The sequence below is a fragment of the Streptomyces sp. CB02400 genome, from assembly GCF_001905725.1.
In the GTDB taxonomy this organism is placed as follows: domain Bacteria; phylum Actinomycetota; class Actinomycetes; order Streptomycetales; family Streptomycetaceae; genus Streptomyces; species Streptomyces atrovirens.
Genome location: NZ_LIWB01000018.1, coordinates 95,665 through 114,322 on the forward strand (window position 1 = coordinate 95,665; position 18,658 = coordinate 114,322).

General features: G+C 71.2%; 16 protein-coding genes. 6 read left to right on the top strand and 10 right to left on the bottom strand.

Annotation, left to right across the window (positions count from 1 at the left end; translation table 11 throughout):
* The 4 genes from AMK33_RS32315 to AMK33_RS32330 all read left to right on the top strand — a co-directional run bounded on the left by AMK33_RS32315 (nucleotide 1) and on the right by AMK33_RS32330 (nucleotide 4,694).
* Nucleotides 1-702, top strand: coding sequence for a hypothetical protein (locus AMK33_RS32315; RefSeq protein WP_073936551.1), 702 nt, complete (start codon nucleotides 1-3; stop codon nucleotides 700-702).
* A gap of 97 nt (nucleotides 703-799) precedes the next feature.
* Entirely contained in the window at nucleotides 800-1,612 is an 813-nt protein-coding gene (locus tag AMK33_RS32320) for a DsbA family protein (protein ID WP_073936552.1), read from the top strand.
* A 90-nt stretch (nucleotides 1,613-1,702) separates the two neighbouring features.
* On the top strand, nucleotides 1,703-3,388 hold the full coding sequence (locus AMK33_RS32325; RefSeq protein ID WP_073936553.1) for an alkaline phosphatase D family protein: 1,686 nt from the start codon (nucleotides 1,703-1,705) through the stop codon (nucleotides 3,386-3,388).
* A gap of 325 nt (nucleotides 3,389-3,713) precedes the next feature.
* Nucleotides 3,714-4,694 carry a zinc metalloprotease gene (locus AMK33_RS32330; RefSeq protein ID WP_073936554.1) on the top strand — a complete coding sequence of 327 codons (981 nt, stop codon included), beginning with the start codon at nucleotides 3,714-3,716 and terminating at the stop codon, nucleotides 4,692-4,694.
* On the opposite strand, the gene AMK33_RS32335 is transcribed toward AMK33_RS32330, so the two are convergent.
* Entirely contained in the window at nucleotides 4,679-5,269 is a 591-nt protein-coding gene (locus tag AMK33_RS32335) for a dienelactone hydrolase family protein (RefSeq protein ID WP_073936644.1), read from the bottom strand. The two genes, AMK33_RS32330 and AMK33_RS32335, sit on opposite strands and share 16 nt — an antisense overlap.
* Nucleotides 5,270-5,376: 107 nt before the next feature.
* On the opposite strand from AMK33_RS32335, the gene AMK33_RS32340 reads away from it, so the two are divergent.
* Nucleotides 5,377-6,492 (top strand): mechanosensitive ion channel family protein, encoded by a 1,116-nt coding sequence (locus AMK33_RS32340; RefSeq protein WP_073936555.1) that lies wholly within the window; start codon nucleotides 5,377-5,379, stop codon nucleotides 6,490-6,492.
* A gap of 7 nt (nucleotides 6,493-6,499) precedes the next feature.
* Here the strand turns inward: AMK33_RS32340 and AMK33_RS32345 are convergent, their stop codons facing one another.
* The 6 genes from AMK33_RS32345 to AMK33_RS32370 form a co-directional block, all read right to left on the bottom strand.
* Complete coding sequence (locus AMK33_RS32345) at nucleotides 6,500-7,240, bottom strand: SDR family NAD(P)-dependent oxidoreductase (RefSeq protein ID WP_073936556.1); 741 nt, start codon at nucleotides 7,238-7,240, stop codon at nucleotides 6,500-6,502.
* Nucleotides 7,241-7,350: 110 nt separating this feature from the next.
* Complete coding sequence (locus AMK33_RS32350; protein ID WP_073936645.1) at nucleotides 7,351-8,937, bottom strand: Na+/H+ antiporter; 1,587 nt, start codon at nucleotides 8,935-8,937, stop codon at nucleotides 7,351-7,353.
* Between the two features lie 87 nt (nucleotides 8,938-9,024).
* On the bottom strand, nucleotides 9,025-9,492 hold the full coding sequence (locus AMK33_RS32355; RefSeq protein ID WP_073936557.1) for a GNAT family N-acetyltransferase: 468 nt from the start codon (nucleotides 9,490-9,492) through the stop codon (nucleotides 9,025-9,027).
* On the bottom strand, nucleotides 9,489-10,433 hold the full coding sequence (locus tag AMK33_RS32360; protein ID WP_073936558.1) for an RluA family pseudouridine synthase: 945 nt from the start codon (nucleotides 10,431-10,433) through the stop codon (nucleotides 9,489-9,491). Before AMK33_RS32360 ends, AMK33_RS32355 begins: the two co-directional genes overlap by 4 nt.
* Nucleotides 10,434-10,476: 43 nt before the next feature.
* Nucleotides 10,477-11,073, bottom strand: coding sequence for a signal peptidase II (lspA, locus tag AMK33_RS32365; RefSeq protein ID WP_073936559.1), 597 nt, complete (start codon nucleotides 11,071-11,073; stop codon nucleotides 10,477-10,479).
* A gap of 66 nt (nucleotides 11,074-11,139) precedes the next feature.
* Nucleotides 11,140-12,291, bottom strand: coding sequence for a TraR/DksA family transcriptional regulator (locus AMK33_RS32370; protein ID WP_073936560.1), 1,152 nt, complete (start codon nucleotides 12,289-12,291; stop codon nucleotides 11,140-11,142).
* A gap of 580 nt (nucleotides 12,292-12,871) precedes the next feature.
* Here AMK33_RS32370 and ileS point away from each other — a divergent pair.
* Nucleotides 12,872-16,015 (top strand): isoleucine--tRNA ligase, encoded by a 3,144-nt coding sequence (ileS, locus tag AMK33_RS32375; RefSeq protein ID WP_073936561.1) that lies wholly within the window; start codon nucleotides 12,872-12,874, stop codon nucleotides 16,013-16,015.
* A gap of 319 nt (nucleotides 16,016-16,334) precedes the next feature.
* On the opposite strand, the gene AMK33_RS32380 is transcribed toward ileS, so the two are convergent.
* Genes AMK33_RS32380 through AMK33_RS32390 form a run of 3 tightly spaced genes read right to left on the bottom strand, consistent with a single transcriptional unit; the run spans nucleotide 16,335 to nucleotide 18,604 of the window.
* Entirely contained in the window at nucleotides 16,335-17,570 is a 1,236-nt protein-coding gene (locus tag AMK33_RS32380; protein WP_073936562.1) for a DivIVA domain-containing protein, read from the bottom strand.
* Between the two features lie 52 nt (nucleotides 17,571-17,622).
* Nucleotides 17,623-17,913 carry a YggT family protein gene (locus tag AMK33_RS32385; RefSeq protein WP_004932337.1) on the bottom strand — a complete coding sequence of 97 codons (291 nt, stop codon included), beginning with the start codon at nucleotides 17,911-17,913 and terminating at the stop codon, nucleotides 17,623-17,625.
* Between the two features lie 49 nt (nucleotides 17,914-17,962).
* Nucleotides 17,963-18,604 (bottom strand): cell division protein SepF, encoded by a 642-nt coding sequence (locus AMK33_RS32390; protein ID WP_073936563.1) that lies wholly within the window; start codon nucleotides 18,602-18,604, stop codon nucleotides 17,963-17,965.
* Between the last annotated feature and the right edge of the window lie 54 nt (nucleotides 18,605-18,658).

Consider the following 18,658-nt stretch of genomic DNA (forward strand, 5'->3'; position numbering starts at 1 on the left):
ATGGACATATCCGGAACCCAGCTCAGAGCCGTACGCGCGGCGCTGTTCACGGCAGTCGTCGTGACGCTCAGCGCCGCGTCGCACGTGCTGCTGTCCGGGGTCCCGCTGCCGCTGAACACGGTGGCCGCGATCGCCGCCGCCGTGTTCCTGCTGGCGTACGCCCTGGCGGGGCGGGAGCGTTCCTTCGGGCGGATCGCCGCCCTGCTGATCCCGCTGGAGCTGGCCGCCGACACCGTCTTCACCACCGGCCAGCACGTCTGCTACGGCCGGATGGGCGGACCCGTCGCGGGCCCGTTGCGCTCCGTCGGCTTCGACGTGCTGTGCGGCGACGGCACCAGCGTGGGCGCACCGCTCGCCCGGGCCACCGGGCACGCCGCCGAGGGCGGCGACCGGCTGGCGGCCCTGCTCGCCCAGGCCGACCCGGCGACCGCCTGGGCGCTGCTCGGCGCGCACATCGGGGTCGGTCTGTTCGCCGCCGCCTGGCTGCGCCGCGGCGAGCGGGCGCTGGCCCAGCTGCTGGGCGCGGTGGCGGCCACGACCTTCCGGCCGCTGCTGCTCGCGGTCGCCGCGGTGGCCGTGCGCCGGGCCCCGGAGGTCCGCCGTCCGGCCCGCCCGGTCCGCCGTACCGCCGCGGCCCGCACCCTGCTCCTCGCGCACTCCCTGGGACGGCGCGGACCGCCGTGCTCCGTCACCTTCGCCTGAGGGCGGCCCCCGCCCCGGCGAACCCTCCGAGCACCAGCATTCCCATACGTATCCCGCACACGACACGACCGTGTGCGTCCCCCGTGGAGACATCACCATGAGCAAGCGGAACAGCCAGGCGGCGAAGTCGGCGGCCCGAGAGCGGCTGCGCGTGGAGCGCGAGCGCCAGGCGAAGAAGGCGAAGGTCAGGCGGCAGCTCATCGTCGCCGCCTCGGTGGTCGGCGTGCTGGCCGCGGCCGGCGGCATCGGCTACGCGGTCGTCCAGGCCAACCAGCCCGACTACTGGGAGTCCGCGAAGGACGCCAAGCTCGTCAAGCCGGCCAACACCAGCGGCAAGAACGGCACGACCGTCGTCATCGGCGAGTCCGACGCGAAGAAGACCCTGGAGCTGTACGAGGACCCGCGCTGCCCGGTCTGCGCCTCCTTCGAGCAGACGGTCGGCAAGACCATCGAGAAGGACGTCGAGGACGGCAAGTACAAGATCCGCTTCATAGGCGCCTCGTTCCTCGACCGCAACCTGACCGGCGAGGGCTCCAAGAACGCCCTGAGCGCCCTGGGCGCCGCGCTGAACGTCAGCCCCGACGCGTTCCTCGCCTACAAGGGCGCGCTCTACTCGGCCGAGTACCACCCCGAGGAGACGGACGACAAGTTCAAGGACGACGCGTACCTGATCAAGATCGCCAACACGGTCGACGCCCTGAAGAACAACAAGGAGTTCCAGGCGGACGTGAAGGACGGCACCTACGACAAGTGGGCGCTGGAGATGTCCGACGTGTTCGACAACAGCGAGGCCCAGGGCACGCCGACGCTGATGATGGACGGCAAGAAGCTCACCGGCTCCGACGGGCAGAACGCGCCCATGACGGTGGACGAGTTCAACACGGCGGTCGACGCGGCCCTCAAGGCCTGACCCCCGGCCGGCCGACGGCACGCCGAAGAGCGGGCGAACTTTCGCGAGTTCGCCCGCTCTTGCGTGTACCTGTCAGTAACCTGATCGGCTGTGACCAGTCGACACAGATCATCCGAGAGCGCCGTCTCCGCCACCGCGGACCCCGGCTTCCCGTCCCCGCGCCGCCGTACGGTCGTCAGGGCGGCCGCCGCCACCGCGGTGCTGGCCGGACCGCTCGCCGCCGCCCTCCCCGCACGTGCCGCGACCGCGCAGGCGCCCGCCTTCCTGCACGGCGTCGCCTCCGGCGACCCGCTGCCGGACGGCGTCCTGCTGTGGACCCGCGTGACACCGGTGCCGGAGGCGATACCCGGCTCCGGGCTCGGCCCGGACACCGAGGTGAGCTGGACCGTCGCCCGGGACAGGGCGTTCACCGACGTCGTCGCGAAGGGTTCGACCCTCGCCACCGCCGCCTCCGACCACACCGTCAAGGCGGACATCCGCGGCCTGCGTCCGGCCACCGACTACTGGTTCCGCTTCTCCGCCGACGGCACCGACTCGCCCGTCGCCCGCACCCGCACCGCCCCGGCCGCCGACGCCGCCGTGACCGGCCTGCGCTTCGGCGTGGTCTCCTGCGCCAACTGGGAGGCCGGCCACTTCGCCGCGTACCGCCACCTCGCGGCCCGCGGCGACCTGGACGCCTGGCTGCACCTGGGCGACTACGTCTACGAGTACGGCACCGGCGAGTACAGCGCCCGCGGCGAGGTCGTACGGCCGCACACGCCCGCCCACGAGATCGTCACCCTCGCCGACTACCGGCTCCGGCACGCCACGTACAAGACCGACCCCGACCTCCAGGCCCTGCACGCCAAGGCGCCGGTCGTCGCGATCTGGGACGACCACGAGTTCGCCAACGACACCTGGTCGGGCGGCGCCGAGAACCACACCGAGGGCGCGGAGGGCACCTGGGCGGCCCGCCAGGCCGCCGCCAAGCAGGCCTACTTCGAGTGGATGCCGGTACGGCCCGCGCTCGCCGGCACCACCTACCGCCGGCTCCGCTTCGGCAAGCTCGCCGATCTGTCCCTCCTCGACCTGCGGTCGTTCCGTTCCCAACAGGTCTCCCTGGGCGACGGCGAGGTCGACGACCCGGACCGCACCCTCACCGGGCGCGCCCAACTGGACTGGCTGAAGGCCGGTCTGACGGCGTCCGACACCACCTGGCGGCTGGTCGGCACCCCGGTGATGATCTCGCCGTTCGCCCTCGGCTCCCTTCCCGCGAGCCTCCTCAAGCCGCTCGCGAAGCTGCTGGGCCTGCCGCAGGAGGGGATCGCCCTCAACACCGACCAGTGGGACGGCTACACCGACGACCGCCGCGAACTCCTCGCCCATCTGCGGGCGAACGCCGTCCGCAACACGGTCTTCCTCACCGGCGACGTCCACATGGCGTGGGCCAACGACGTGCCGGTGAACGCCGGTACCTATCCGCTGTCGGCGTCGGCGGCCACGGAGTTCGTGGTCACCTCGGTCACCTCCGACAACCTCGACGACATCGTGAAGGTCCCCGAGGGCACCGTCTCCGCGCTCGCCGCACCGCTGATCCGGGCGGCCAACCGGCACGTCCACTGGGTCGACACCGACCGGCACGGCTACGGCGTACTGGACATCACCGCCGAGCGGGCGCAGATGGACTACTACGTGCTGTCCGACCGTACGGCGGCGGACGCCACGTCCGAGTGGGCCCGCTCCTACCGCACCCGCAGCGGCACGCAGAAGGTCGAACGCGTCCACGACCCGGTGTAGCCCCACTGCCCAGGGGCGATTTTCGGCCACTTCCGACCGCGTGACGCGCCAGTGAGGGCCGATCGGACCGCTACGGCGGGTGGTGCGGACGGGGAACCGAATCCGGACACACCACCCGCCCGGTGACCGAATCGATGACGTCGCGTCTTCAAACACCGGGCGCCGTAACGTTTCCGCACTCATCAGGCTCCCTGTTGCCCCTGTTTGACGGGTGACCGATTGGGCTTGATCACTCCTCTTGGCGATTAGTCATGTCCACGTAATCTCCCGGCGGCGGCCAGGAAGATCCCTGGCCCGGTCCCCACCGCATCCGCCAGGAGCTCCCATGCGCACGTTCGCCCGGATATCGTCCCTGTCGCACAGACGCCTGCTCGGTACGGCCGTCGTGGCCGGAACCCTGATGCTCACCCCGCTGTCCGCGCCCACGACGGTGGCCGCGGCCGGAACCCGGGCCGCCGAGTGCGCCGACGACACCTCCGCCACGGCACGCAAGGCCCGTCCCGGTCACGACGGGCACGCCGCCGAGCCGAACGAGATCAGCCAGGCCCGCGCCCAGGCCATGGACGCCGATCTGCGCGCCAAGCTGGACAAGCTGCGCACGGCAGGCCGGAGCAGCGCGACCACCGCCTCGGCGACCATTCCTGTCTACTTCCACGTCATCCACGACGGTGAGACCGGCAAGCTCGGCTCCGCCGACATCACCGCCCAGATGAACGTCCTGAACGCGGCCTACGCCGGCCAGGGCACCGGCAACACCGACTCGGGCTTCCAGTTCACGCTGGCCGGCACCGACTACACCGACAACGCCGCCTGGTACACCGTCGGCTACGGCTCGCCGGAGGAGAAGGCGATGAAGTCCGCCCTGCACCAGGGCGGCGCGAACGCGCTCAACTTCTACACCGCCAACATCGGCGACGGTCTCCTCGGCTGGGCCACCTTCCCCAGTTCCTACCGGTCCAGCCCGGAGATGGACGGCGTCGTCGTCCTGAACTCCTCGCTGCCGGGCGGCTCGGCCACGAACTACGACGAGGGCGACACCGCCACCCACGAGGTCGGCCACTGGATGGGCCTGTACCACACCTTCCAGGGCGGCTGTAACGGCAACGGCGACTACGTCGACGACACCGCGGCCGAGAAGAGCCCCGCCTACGAGTGCCCCGAGGGCCGCGACACCTGCACCCGCAAGACGGGCGCCGACCCGATCCACAATTTCATGGACTACACGTACGACGCCTGCATGTACCAGTTCACCGCGGGTCAGGTGACGCGCATGCAGGAGAGCTGGACCGCCTACCGCGCCGGCTGATCCGGTTCGAGCGAGTCGAGGAAGCCGAGCGCCACCCGCCAGGTGGCCTCGGCGGCCTCCTCGTCGTAGTCGGGGAGATCGGGGTCGGTGTAGAGGTGACCGGCGCCCGCGTATCGGTACACCTCGACCTCGGCACCGGCCCGGCCCATCCGCAGGTACCAGGCGGTGAGCCAGTCGTCCGTCTCGAACGGGTCCGGCTCGGCGACGTGCAACTGCACCGGCAGTTCGTCCACCGAGGCGTTCTCCGCGATGTCCGACGTGCCGTGCAGGAGCAGCAGTCCGCGCGCCTTGTCGTCGCCGAGGGCCAGCGTCTGGGCGACGGAGGCGCCGAAGGAGAACCCCGCGTACACCAGCCCCCGCTCGGAGTAGGGCGCGGCGGCCAGCACGGCCCGCTTCAGCAACTCGTCCTTGCCGATCCCGTCCTTGTACGCCATGCCGTCCTCGACCGTGTCGAACGTGCTGCCCTCGAAGAGGTCGGGCGTCCACACCTCGTGTCCGGCCGCGCGCAGCCGGTCCGCGGCCCGGTGCACCGCGGGCCGCAGGCCGTAGGTCGAGTGAAAGAGCATGATGTTCATGCGGTCCATGGTGCCAGCCCGGTGTGACGACGCCGGCTCACGGCCCTACCCGCGATCGCGCGGAAGTCACATGTTCATGCCCGCCCGGGCCGGTTAGGTTCGGGAGCATGGATGACGTGCTCCGCCCATTGATCGTGGTCGGCGGCTCGGTCGTGCTCACACTGCTGATCGGCTGGGCCACCGACCTGCTGCTGCGCAAGGCCGACGAACGCCACCACGAGACTCCGCTGTGGGGGCTGCTGCGCCGTGGCCGGATCCCCTACCAGCTCGTGCTGTTCGCGGCCCTGTTGAGAGGGTCGTACGACGAGGCGGAACTGCTGCCGGACCACGAGACCGCCATCGGCCGGACCCTGACCCTGGTGCTGATCGGGTCGGCCGCCTGGCTGGCGATCCGGATCGCGGCCGCGGTCGTCGAGACCACGTACACGCGGTACGCCAGCAGCCATCGCGAGCGCGACCCCGCGCGGGTCCGCCGGGTGCGCACCCAGGTGACGCTGATCCGGCGGGTGGTCTCGGCGATCGTCGGTGTGGTGGCGGTGGCCGCGATGCTGCTGACCTTCCCCGCGATGCGGGCGGCCGGTGCGTCGCTGCTGGCCTCGGCCGGGATCCTCGGCATCGTCGCCGGTGTGGCCGCCCAGTCCACGCTCGGCAACATGTTCGCCGGGCTGCAGATCGCCTTCGGCGACATGGTGCGCATCGGCGACACGGTGGTCGTGGACGGCGAGTGGGGCACGGTCGAGGAGATCACGCTGACCTTCCTGACCGTGCACACCTGGGACGAGCGCCGGATCACCATGCCGGTGTCGTACTTCACGTCCCAGCCGTTCGAGAACTGGTCGCGCGGGACGCCGCAGATGACGGGCACCGTCTTCTGGCACCTCGACCACTCGGCCCCGCTGGACGCGATGCGCGACAGGCTCCGCGACATCCTCCGGGAGTGCCCGGCCTGGGACGGCCGGGCCTTCAACCTGACCGTGACCGACAGCACGCCCAGCACCATGGAGGTGCGCGCCCTGGTGACGGCCAAGGACGCGGACGACATCTGGACGGTACGGGTCGAGGTCCGCGAGGGGATGATCCGCTGGCTGGGCGAGGAACACCCCTATGCCCTGCCCCGGGTCAACACGGCCGACGCGGTGCTGCCGCCCGCCCGGCGCGATCACCGCTCCGCCGACGGCGTACCGGCGGCCCGCCGCGTGCACACCCATCCGAGGGAACGCTGACCGGGTCTCAGTGGCCGCGTTCGGCGCCGCCGTTGACCTGGATGATCTGCGAGGTGACGTGTGCGGCGCCCGGGGAGGCGAGCCAGTGCAGGGTCGCGGCGACGTCCCCGGGTGTTCCGGCACGCCCGTCCAGGGTCTCCTCGATCAGCCGGGCGCGCAGTTCCTCGTCGATGCCTTCACCGAAGAAGGCGGTGTCCTCGATGTAGCCGGGGGCGACCACGTTCACGGTGATGCCGTGCGGGCCCAGTCTCCGGGCGAGGTCATGGGCGTACGGGTGCAGGCCGGCCTTGGCCGCCCCGTACGCCACCTGTCCGTGGCCCCGGTAGGCGGCGATGGAACCGATGAACAGCACGCGCCCGCCTGGTTCGGCGAGCCGGTCGCGCAGGGCCTCGGTGAGCAGTGCGGCGGTCAGCAGGTTGAGCCGGAAGTTGACCGTCCAGGAGCGGGCGACGGCGTCGAGCGGGTCGTCGCCGTCGGCCGGAGGTTCGAGGAGCCCGTTGCCTCCGGCGCTGTGGACCAGCACGTCCACGGCCCCGAACTCCCGCCCCACGAAGCCGGCGACACCGCGCACGGCCTCGGGGTCGGCGAGATCGGCGGCGTACGTCAGCGCACCCGGCACCCCGGCCCGCTCCAGCACGTCCCCCCGCCGCCCGAGCAGCAGCACCCGGTCCCCGTCGGCGGCGAACACCCGCGCGGCGGCGAGCCCGATCCCGGTACCGCCCCCACTGATCACAACATTCCGAGTCATACGAGGACTCTACGAACGAAAAGCCGCCAACGGCGCCAATCCCCCACGGAAAACGCCCATTTCTCGACAAACCGAGACGAGTAGTGCGCGGGTGGGAGGACAAGCAAAAATCAGCGCAGACTGCGCACATCCAGATGCCGCAACACCCGGTCCACGACCTCCGGATCCGCCCCCGCCTCACTCCGCGCCGCGAGCACTTCGTGCCGAGCCGCGCTCAACATCTCCCGCTGGATCCCCCGCACCCGCTTCAGCCGCCGCGCCCGCTGCCGGTGCGCCTCCCGCCGCTCGTCGTCCGCGAGGTCGGGGCTGATCCGCACCCCGATGTCGAAGGCGCTGCGCAGCATCTGCTCGGACAGCTCCTCCGGCAGGTCCTCGGCCTCCTCGATCTCGCGCAGCCTGCGCTTCGCCGCCTTCGCCGCCCGGACCGCCAGGTCGTGCTCGAGCTGCTTCTCCCGCCCGGCGTCGGCCCGCACCCCCAGCCGCCCCACCAGCCACGGCAGGCTCAGCCCCTGCACCAGCAGGGTCGCCATGATCACGCCGAACGCGATGAAGATGATCTCGCTCCGGCCGGGGAAGTCGCCCCCGGTGCCGGTCTCCAGCGGAATCGCCAGCGCCAGCGCGACGGAGGCCACCCCGCGCATCCCGGACCACCACATCACCACGGTCTCGCGCCAGCTCACCGGGATCTCCTCGGCGGTGTCCCGCGCGGCGTGCAGCCGTTTCGTCAGCCAGGTCGCCGGCAGCAGCCACAGCAGCCGGACCAGGACGACCACGCCCACGATCACCGCCGCCCAGCCGAGCAGTTCGCCCCAGTGGCCGGACGCGGTCCGCAACGCGTTGTGCAGTTCGAGCCCGACCAGCCCGAACGCGACCCCGGTGACCAGGGTGTCGACGATGTCCCAGAAGGTGTGCCCGGCCAGCCGGGTCATGACGTCGTCGGCGTCGGTGGCGTACTCGACGAGGAACAGCGCGGTGGTGAGCACGGCGAGCACGCCCGAACCGTGCAGTTCCTCGGCCGCGACGTAGGAGGCGTACGGCACGAGCAGGCTCAGCCCGATCTGCAGGGTCGCGTCACCGAGGAGATCCATCAGCTTGTTGGCGCCCCAGCCCAGGGCGAGCCCGACCGCCACCGCCACCACGGCCGACAGCACCAGGTCGAGCCCGGCCTCCCAGGCGGAGAAGCTGCCGCTGACGGCGGCGGCGATCGCCACGTTGTAGAGGACGATCGCCGTGACGTCGTTGAAGAGCCCCTCGCCCTCCAGGATCGACACCAGCCGGCGCGGCAGCCCCAGCTTCCCGGCGACGGCGGTCGCCGCGACCGGGTCGGGCGGCGCGACCAGCGCGCCGAGGGCGAAGGCGGCGGCCAGCGGCAGCCCCGGCACGACCGCGTGGGCGACGGTGGCCACGCACAGCATGGTGACGAAGACCAGCGCCACCGCGAGCAGCAGGATCGGTCTGACGTTCGCCGCGAACTGCCGCCAGGAGGTCCGTCGTACGGCGGCGTAGAGCAGGGGCGGCAGCAGCAGCGGGAGGATCAGGTCGGGCGGGATGTCGACGTTCGGCACGAACTCCAGCAGGGCCAGTACCGCCCCGAGGACCGTCATCAGCACCGGCGCCGGCAGCCCCAGCCGCTCCCCGACCGGGACACTCACCACGGCCCCGAGCAGCAGGGCGAACAGCAGGGTCAACTGATCCACGGTCACGGCTCCGGGCGGATCGACGATCGGCGGGCGGATCTCCACCCTGCCACGCCGACGCCCTCACCCGGCCGTTCGCGGCCCCCGCTACAGAACGCGCCGCATGGCCCGGTGCGGCATCCCCGCGTCCGGGAACTCGGGCCCGTACGCCTCGTAGCCCAGCCGCTCGTAGAAACCGAGGGCGTGCGTCTGCGCGTGCAGGTCGACGGCGGTGAGGCCCCGGCCGCGGGCCGCCTCCTCGATGGCCCGCACCAGCGCCGCGCCGACGCCGAGGCCCCGCGCCTCCCGCGTCACCGCGAGCCGGCCGAGCGAGCCGACCGCCGGGTCGCCGCCGTTCTTCGCCGCGGCGGCCTCGCCGTGCAGCAGCCGTCCGGTGCCGAGGGGTATGCCGTCCGCCGCGACCGCCAGCACATGGACGGCGCCGGCGTCGTAGGCGTCGTACTCGATGTCCTCGGGGACGCCCTGCTCGGCGACGAAGACCTCCTTGCGGACCGCGAAGCACGCCTCGCGGTCGGCGGACTCCTCCGCCACCCGGACCACGTAGCCGACGCTCATGCGTAGGTCTCCTCGCGGACCTGGTCCAGCGCCTGCTGGAGGTCGTCGGGGTAGTCGCAGGAGAACTCCGCCCACTGCCCGTCGCCGGGGTGCTCGAAGCCCAGGCGTACGGCGTGCAGCCACTGGCGGGTCAGGCGGAGCCGCTTGGCGAGCGTGGGGTCGGCGCCGTAGGTGAGGTCGCCGACGCAGGGGTGCCGGTGGGCGGCCATGTGGACGCGGATCTGGTGGGTGCGGCCGGTCTCCAGCTTGACGTCGAGCAGGGAGGCGGCGCGGAAGGCCTCGATGAGGTCGTAGTGCGTGACGGACGGCTTGCCCTCGGCGGTGACCGCCCACTTGTAGTCGTGCTGCGGGTGACGGCCGATGGGGGCGTCGATGGTGCCGCTGGTCGGGTCGGGGTGGCCCTGGACGAGCGTGTGGTAGCGCTTGTCGACCGTGCGCTCCTTGAACTGGCGCTTCAGTGACGTGTACGCGTACTCCGACTTGGCGACGACCATCAGGCCGGAGGTGCCGACGTCGAGGCGGTGCACGATGCCCTGGCGCTCGGCGGCGCCGGAGGTCGAGATGCGGTACCCGGCGGCGGCGAGGCCGCCGATCACCGTCGGGCCGGTCCAGCCCGGCGAGGGGTGGGCGGCGACGCCGACGGGCTTGACGATCACGACCACGTCGTCGTCGTCGTGCACGATCTCCATGCCCTCGACCGGCTCGGCGACCACCCGCACCGGCGCGGGCGCCTGCGGCATCTCCACCTCGAGCCAGGCGCCGCCGCTGACCCGCTCGGACTTGCCGACCACCGACCCGTCGACCGTGACCTTCCCCGCGGCGGCGAGCTCGGCCGCCTTGGTGCGGGAGAAGCCGAACATGCGGGAGATGGCGGCGTCGACGCGCTCGCCCTCCAGGCCGTCCGGCACGGGCAGGGTACGGATCTCGGGAATCGTGCTCACCCGTCGAGTATGCCGGACGGGTCCGACAACCCCGTACGCGCGTTCAGTCCTTGTGGACGGTGCCGTCCGGGTCGAGACCCCGGAACGACAGCAGCACGATCAGGATGCCGCCGCACACGATCGCCGAGTCCGCCAGGTTGAACACGGCGAAGTGCTTGGGCGCGATGAAGTCGACCACCGCGCCCTCGAAGACGCCCGGCGAGCGGAAGATCCGGTCGGTGAGGTTGCCGAGGGCGCCGCCGAGCAGCAGGCCCAGCGCGATCGCCCAGGGCAGGCTGTAGAGCTTGCGGGCGAGGCGGATGATCACCACGATCACGGACGCGGCGATCACCGTGAAGATCACGGTGAAGGCCTCGCCGAAACCGAAGGCCGCGCCCGCGTTGCGGATCGCCTCGAAGCGCAGCCAGTCCCCGATGATCTCGATGGGCTCGTGGTGCTCCAGCTTGGCGACCACGATCATCTTGCTGATCAGATCGAGGGCGTACGCGAACACGGCGACGGCGAACAGCACGGCGATCCGCCGCTTGCCGCGGGGCCGCTCGGCCTCCGCCGCCGTTGTCCCGGTGTCGGCCCGTTCCTGCTCCTCCCGGTCCGCGTCCGGGGTGTCCGGCGTACCGATGATGCGCTCCGCCTCTGCCACGTGAGTCCCTCAACCTAGGTACCTGACTGAAGGACGAGGGTACGGCACGCCCCGCGAGCCCGCCGATCAGTACCGTCGCTCCTGCTTCTGCTTGCACTCGACACACAGGGTGGCCCGGGGAAAGGCCTGCATACGGGCCTTTCCGATGGGGTCGCCGCAGTTCTCGCAGAGGCCGTAGGTACCGGCGTCGAGGCGCTGGAGGGCGCGCTCGAACTGGGTGAGCATCTCGCGCGCGTTCGCGGCGAGCGCGAGTTCGTGCTCGCGCGTGATGTTCTTGGTGCCGGTGTCGGCGTCGTCGTCGCCCGCGCCGTCGCCGGAGTCCCGCATCAGGCCGGCCAGCGACTGCTCGGAGGAGGTGATCTCCTCGCGCAGCCGCAGCACCTCGGACGTCAGCTCGGCCCGCGCCTCCTCGACCTCTTCCGGAGTCCAGGGCTCCTCCCCCGGACGCACCGCGAGGTCGCCCGGCTCCGCCGCGCCGATCCGGGCCTTGGGTACGGGGCTCTTCGCCGCCGTGGCCGTGCCAGGAGTCTTCTTCGCACCCACCGTCGTCACTCCCGTCTGCGCCGCGGCATCCACCGCGCCCGCGTCATCGGCCGTGCTGTGCCCGGCCACATCCTGTACGGGCCCACCGGCCCCGCTCCCCGAGGGCCCGGCCTCCCGAGAGCCCGCGGAAGCCGCCTCCCGGACGGCGCCCTTCCCCGGCACCTTCTTCCCCACCGCGCCCCCACCAGGCACCACCGCCTCGGCGGCCACCTTTTTGGCGGCCTGCTTCTTCGCCGCGGCCTTCCCGGCGGACGCCCCCTCGACAGGCGACTTCCGCGCGGTGGCCTTTTCCGCGGGTGCCTCCTCGACGGGCGGCTTCCGCGCGGTGGTCTTTTTCGCGGGTGCCTCCTCGACGGGCGGCTTCCGCGCGGTGGTCTTTTTCGCGGGTGTCCTCCTGGCCGCGATCTTTCTCGTGGGTGTTCCGGCGGGGGGCTTCGATGCCACCGGCTCGCCGTCGTGTGCTGTCCGCGCCGCCGTCTTCCCCGCCGCCTTCCTGGCGGGCGACCCCGTCTTCGTGCCCGTCGCCTTCTTCGTCGCCGCCGCGGTCCGCGTGGGTGCCTTCGCCGCCGTCGCGGCTCCGGCCGTCCCACCCGCCCTCTCGGCCCCGCCGCCGGCGGCGGCCCCGGACCTGCCGGACGGTGCCGGCTGCTGTACGGCGGTCTTCTTCGCCACCATGGCCGCGGCCCCTTCACATATTGTGATCTTGCGCGCGAATCGTGCTGGGACGATAAATCGACTCGAGTCCCGCGGCAACGGGGCGCACCGCCCGATTCCCTCGCCCCGCGGACGCCGCGCGGCGAACCTGCATGCGTTGTGCCCAGCTCCCCGCCGGGTATGCCACCGACACGGACGTCCCGGGATCCGGACGGGCGCACTTCGCCATTCGAGGTACGCCGGGTCGTACGGCGAACGGAAATCCGGTCGGCCGCTGTCCCCGCCGCGCCGTACACTGGGCGGAGCGAAAAGCGTGGATGGGGACGAGTAGCGGCGTACGCAGCCCAGAGCGACCCGGGGACGGTGTGAGCCCGGGGGCGAGCGCGACGTGAAGATCACCCCGGAGCCGCCGGAAGAAACCCCTGTACGGGGCGGTAGAACCGGCATCGCGACCCCAATGAGGGGGCTCACCGGAGCACACGACGCACCGGGGGGCCAAGGAGGGTGGTACCGCGGGAGCGCGCCGACGGCGGCGCAGGGATCGACACAGCTCTCGTCCCTCCGGACGGAAGGCAGCAAGTCCGCCGGAGGAAGCCCGCTGATGACAACGCCGACGTACCGCCAGGTACCCGCCCAGGTCGACCTGCCCGCCCTCGAGCACGCGGTGCTCGAGTTCTGGCGCGAGCAGAAGATCTTCGCCAAGAGCCTGGAGCAGTCCGAGGGCCGCCCCGAATGGGTGTTCTACGAGGGCCCGCCCACCGCCAACGGCATGCCCGGCGCCCACCACATCGAGGCCCGCGTCTTCAAGGACGTCTTCCCCCGCTTCCGCACCATGCGCGGCTACCACGTCGCCCGCAAGGCCGGCTGGGACTGCCACGGCCTCCCGGTGGAGCTGGCCGTCGAGAAGGAGCTCGGCTTCTCCGGCAAACAGGACATCGAGGCGTACGGCATCGCCGAGTTCAACGCCAGGTGCCGCGAGTCGGTGACCCGGCACACCGACGCCTTCACCGAGCTGACGACCCGCATGGGCTACTGGGTCGACCTCGACGACGCCTACCGCACCATGGACCCGGAGTACGTCGAGTCCGTCTGGTGGTCGCTGAAGGAGATCTTCGACAAGGGCCTGCTGGTCCAGGACCACCGCGTCGCCCCCTGGTGCCCCCGCTGCGGCACCGGCCTGTCCGACCACGAGCTGGCGCAGGGCTACGAGACGGTCGTCGACCCGTCCGTCTACGTCCGCTTCCCGCTCACCTCAGGACCGCTGGCCGGCGAGGCCGCGCTGGTCGTCTGGACGACGACCCCGTGGACCCTGGTCTCCAACACGGCCGTCGCCGCGCACCCCGAGGTCACCTACGTCGTCGCCACGAACGGCGAGGAGAAGCTGGTCGTCGCCGAGCCGCTGGTCGCCAAGGCCCTCGGCGAGGGCTGGGAGACCACCGGCCAGTCCTTCACCGGCGCCGAGATGGAGCGCTGGACGTACCGGCGCCCCTTCGAGCTCGTGGACTTCCCGGAGCCCGCCCACTACGTGGTGAACGCCGACTACGTCACCACCGAGGACGGCACCGGCCTCGTCCACCAGTCCCCCGCCTTCGGTGAGGACGACCTCAAGGTCTGCCGCTCCTACGGCCTGCCCGTGGTCAACCCGGTCCGCCCCGACGGCACCTTCGAGGAGGACGTCCCGCTGGTCGGCGGCGTCTTCTTCAAGAAGGCCGACGAGAAGCTCACCGCCGACCTCGACGAGCGCGGCCTGCTCTTCAAGCACATCCCGTACGAGCACAGCTACCCGCACTGCTGGCGCTGCCACACCGCGCTGCTCTACTACGCGCAGCCGTCCTGGTACATCCGCACCACCGCCATCAAGGACCGGCTGCTCCAGGAGAACGAGAACACCAACTGGTTCCCGGACACGGTCAAGAACGGCCGCTACGGCGACTGGCTGAACAACAACATCGACTGGGCCCTCTCCCGCAACCGCTACTGGGGCACCCCGCTGCCGATCTGGCGCTGCGAGGACGACCACCTCACGGTCGTCGCCTCCCGCGCGGAGCTCACCGAGCTGACCGGCACCGACCAGTCGGGGCTCGACCCGCACCGCCCGTACATCGACGAGGTCACCTTCGCGTGCGCGCAGGGCGGCTGCGGCAAGACGGCCACGCGCGTGCCGGAGGTCATCGACGCCTGGTACGACTCGGGCTCGATGCCGTTCGCGCAGTGGGGCTACCCGTACAAGAACAAGGAGCTGTTCGAGGCCCGCTACCCGGCGCAGTTCATCAGCGAGGCCATCGACCAGACCCGCGGCTGGTTCTACACGCTGATGGCGATCGGCACCCTGGTCTTCGACAAGTCGTCGTACGAGAACGTCGTCTGCCTCGGTCACATCCTCGCCGAGGACGGCCGCAAGATGTCCAAGCACCTGGGCAACATCCTGCAGCCGATCCCGTTGATGGACCAGCACGGCGCGGACGCGGTCCGCTGGTTCATGGCGGCCGGCGGTTCGCCGTGGGCGGCCCGCCGGGTGGGCCACGGCACCATCCAGGAGGTCGTCCGCAAGACGCTGCTGACGTACTGGAACACGGTCGCCTTCCAGGCCCTGTACGCCCGTACGTCGAACTGGGCGCCGTCGGCGGCCGACCCGGCCCCGGCCGACCGCCCGGTCCTGGACCGCTGGCTGCTCTCCGAACTGCACGCGCTCACCGACCAGGTGACCCAGGCGCTGGAGGGGTACGACACCCAGCGCGCCGGCAAGCTGCTCTCCGCGTTCGTCGACGACCTGTCGAACTGGTACGTCCGCCGCTCCCGGCGCCGCTTCTGGCAGGGCGACAAGGCCGCGCTGCGCACGCTGCACGAGGTAGTGGAGACGGTCACCAAGCTGATGGCCCCGCTGACCCCGTTCATCACCGAGCGGGTCTGGCAGGACCTGATCGCCCCGGTCACCCCGGGCGCCCCGGAGTCGGTGCACCTGTCCGCGTGGCCGGAGGCCGACCTGTCCGCCATCGACCCCGAGCTGTCGAAGCAGATGGTGCTGGTGCGCCGGCTCGTGGAGCTGGGCCGGGCCACCCGCGCGGAGTCGGGCGTGAAGACCCGCCAGCCGCTGAAGCGCGCGCTGATCGCGGCGGGCGGCTTCAACACCCTCGACCCCGAGCTGCACACGCAGATCACGGAGGAGCTGAACGTCGAGTCGCTGGCGTCGCTGTCCGAGGTGGGCGGCTCGCTGGTGGACACCACGGCGAAGGCCAACTTCCGTGCGCTGGGCAAGCGGTTCGGCAAGCGGGTCCAGGACGTGGCCAAGGCGGTCGCGAACGCGGACGCCGCCGCGCTCTCCCTGGCGCTGCGCGAGGGCACGGCCTCGGTGGAGGTCGACGGTGAGACGATCACCCTGGCCCCGGACGAGGTGATCATCACGGAGACCCCGCGCGAGGGCTGGTCGGTGGCGTCCGACGCCGGTGCCACGGTCGCCCTCGACCTGGAGATCACCGAGGAGCTGCGCCGCGCGGGGCTCGCGCGGGACGCGATCCGGCTGATCCAGGAGGCCCGCAAGAACAGCGGCCTCGACGTGGCCGACCGGATCGCCCTGCGCTGGACGGCGACGGAGCCGGCGACCGTCGCCGCGCTGGCGGAGCATGCGGGACTGATCGCGGACGAGGTCCTCGCCACCGACTTCGCTCAGGGTGAGGCGGACGACACGTACGGTGTCCCGTTCACCGACGAGGGGTTGTCGCTGACGTTCCGCCTGCGGAAGGCGTAGGACGTCGCTGGGGGGGCGCTGCGTCTGCCACGCGAGGTGTCCCCTGCGGCTGCGGGTAGTCCTTGGCTGGTCGCGCAGTTCCCCGCGCCCCTTAAGGGGCGCGGGTCCTCTCCCCCACACGCAAGGCCCGGGTCCGCCAAGAAAAATCTTGGCGGACCCGGGCCTTCGGCATTGCGTACGTCGGACACCGCACCCAAGCCCGAACAAACGCCGCACCCCCATGAACACGCACAGCGAAAGGGCGGGGCCCGGGTTCGTGAACCCGGGCCCCGCCCTGAACGCTGCCGACTGCTACGCCGTACTCATGGCCACAGGGCCGTCAGTTGTCGTCCTCGTCGATCAGGAAGCCGCGCATCGGCGAGGGAGCCTGACCCATCGGCGACGGGCCCTGCGGACGCACCGGCGCCATCGGCTGGGTCATCGCCGGCTGCATCTGCTGCTGACCGCCACCGTAGGAGGGGCCGCCCTGACCGCCGGGAGCGCCACCCATCGTCTGGTTGCCGCCGTAGGACGGCGCACCGGCACCGGCGGGAGCCATCGAGGGCGCCGGGGACGGCGGCAGCGACGGCGCGGAGCTGGCGGGCTGGCGCGGCGGGGCGAGCGAGTCGTCCGCCTGGGTCTCCAGCTGGCGCAGCTGCGACTCCAGGTAGGACTTCAGCCGCGTGCGGTACTCGCGCTCGAAGCCGCGCAGGTCCTCGACCTTGCGCTCCAGCGTGGCGCGGGCGGACTCCAGGGAGCCCATCGCGACGCGGTGCTTCTCCTGCGCGTCCCGCTCCAGGGCGTCCGCCTTGGCACGGGCGTCCCGCTCGAGACCCTCGGCACGCGAACGCGCCTCGCCCACGATCTTGTTGGCCTCGGAACGGGCCTCCGCGATCGCCTGGTCCGCGGTCTGCTGGGCCAGCGACAGGACGCGCGCGGCGCTGTCACCACCGGGACCGCCCTGACCGGGCATACCCGGGCCGCCCTGACCGGGCATACCGGGACCGCCCATGGGTCCGCCCATCGGGCCACCAGGACCCATCTGCCCCTGCATCGGACCGCCCTGACCCATCGGGCCCTGACCCATCGGGCCCTGGCCCATCGGCCCGTGACCCTGACCCATGGGGCCGGGACCCTGCGGGCCGCCCTGTCCGCCGGGGCCGGCGGGCAGCTGAGGAGCACCGCTCGGCAGCTGGGGCGGACCACCCATGGGGCCACCCATCTGCTGCTGCGGCGGGCCCGATATGCCGGCGGGCACCGGAGCGCCGGGACCTCGCATGCCCTGCTGGGGCATGCCCTGAGGCGGCCCCTGCTGGGGCATGCCCTGGGGCGGCCCCTGCTGTTGCTGCTGCTGGTCCTGCGGCTCAGGGGGCTTGCGCATGTTCTGCTGGTTCTGGGCAGCGGCGCGCGTGGCCGCGGCCAGCTTGGCGCGCAGGTCCTCGTTCTCGCGGAGCAGGCGCGTCAGTTCGGCTTCGACCTCGTCGAGGAAGGCATCGACCTCGTCCTCGTCATAGCCTTCTCGGAGGCGGACGGTCGTGAACTGCTTGTTCCGCACGTCCTCGGGGGTCAACGGCATCTCTTCACCTCAACGTAGTCATCGGCAGTCGGCAAGACCGTATCGTCCACAGTCACCTCGCGAGATTGCCCACGATTGAGATCAGGATGTAGACGATGATCATCAGTACGAAGAAGGACAGGTCTAGCGCCACGCCCCCGAGACGCAGCGGCGGGATGAACCGCCGCAGAAGCTTCAGCGGTGGATCGGTGACAGTGTAAGTGGCCTCCAGGACGACCACCATCGCCTTGCCGGGTTGCCATGAGCGGGCGAACTGGAACACATAATCCATGACCAAACGGAAGATCAGCACGATGAGAAACACCATCAGCGCGATGTAGATCACCTGCGCGAACACGCTCATGGCCTGCTTTTCCCTCTCCCCTGTACCGCTCTTGGTCCGGTCCTGCGTCTCAGCTCTGGTTGAAGAACCCGCCCTCTGCGATGCGGGCCTTGTCCTCCGCCGTGACATCGACGTTAGCAGGCGACAACAAGAACACCTTCTGCGTCACCCGCTCGATGCTGCCGTGAAGACCAAACACCAAACCGGCCGCAAAGTCGACAAGTCGCTTCGCGTCCGTGTCGTCCATCTCGGTCAAGTTCATGATCACCGGCGTGCCCTCACGGAAGTGTTCCCCGATGGTACGGGCCTCGTTGTAGGTCCGGGGGTGAAGCGTGGTGATCCGGTAAGGCTCTCGTTCCGACACGACCTTGGGCATGATCACCGGTGCGTTCTTCTCCAGGCTCGCGCGTTCTTGTGTGATGGATGCCACGGGCGCGATCCGCGCCGGGCGTGGCGATTCCGCGGGGAGCGAAGCGGATCGGGCGATCGGTTCGCGCGGCGCGGGAGGATGGACGACTCGTACCTCTTCGTCCCTTTGGGGCTGGTGTGAGACGTGTGGCTGGTGCGACGGCTCGTGCCGCCGGTGGTCCCGCTCGGGCTCCGGGTCGAGTTCGGGTTCGAAGTCGTCGTCTGGGTCGAATCCGCGGCCGTCGTACCCATCGTCCTCCACGAGGCCGAGGTAGACCGCCATCTTGCGCATCGCGCCGGCCATGCTCCTAGTCCTCCGCTCTGTGGTGGATCCGCTGACGACCGCCAAGTGCCCGCG

Bases quoted from the DNA above. Each gene is read 5' to 3' on its own strand.
- AMK33_RS32320 (WP_073936552.1), top strand. From the start codon at position 800: ATGAGCAAGCGGAACAGCCAGGCGGCGAAGTCGGCGGCCCGAGAGCGG.
- AMK33_RS32370 (WP_073936560.1), bottom strand. From the start codon at position 12,291: ATGGTGGCGAAGAAGACCGCCGTACAGCAGCCGGCACCGTCCGGCAGG.
- AMK33_RS32355 (WP_073936557.1), bottom strand. From the start codon at position 9,492: ATGAGCGTCGGCTACGTGGTCCGGGTGGCGGAGGAGTCCGCCGACCGC.
- AMK33_RS32385 (WP_004932337.1), bottom strand. From the start codon at position 17,913: ATGAGCGTGTTCGCGCAGGTGATCTACATCGCGCTGATGGTGTTTCTC.
- AMK33_RS32330 (WP_073936554.1), top strand. From the start codon at position 3,714: ATGCGCACGTTCGCCCGGATATCGTCCCTGTCGCACAGACGCCTGCTC.
- AMK33_RS32335 (WP_073936644.1), bottom strand. From the start codon at position 5,269: ATGAACATCATGCTCTTTCACTCGACCTACGGCCTGCGGCCCGCGGTG.
- AMK33_RS32315 (WP_073936551.1), top strand. From the start codon at position 1: ATGGACATATCCGGAACCCAGCTCAGAGCCGTACGCGCGGCGCTGTTC.
- ileS (WP_073936561.1), top strand. From the start codon at position 12,872: ATGACAACGCCGACGTACCGCCAGGTACCCGCCCAGGTCGACCTGCCC.
- AMK33_RS32390 (WP_073936563.1), bottom strand. From the start codon at position 18,604: ATGGCCGGCGCGATGCGCAAGATGGCGGTCTACCTCGGCCTCGTGGAG.
- AMK33_RS32340 (WP_073936555.1), top strand. From the start codon at position 5,377: ATGGATGACGTGCTCCGCCCATTGATCGTGGTCGGCGGCTCGGTCGTG.
- AMK33_RS32380 (WP_073936562.1), bottom strand. From the start codon at position 17,570: ATGCCGTTGACCCCCGAGGACGTGCGGAACAAGCAGTTCACGACCGTC.
- AMK33_RS32345 (WP_073936556.1), bottom strand. From the start codon at position 7,240: ATGACTCGGAATGTTGTGATCAGTGGGGGCGGTACCGGGATCGGGCTC.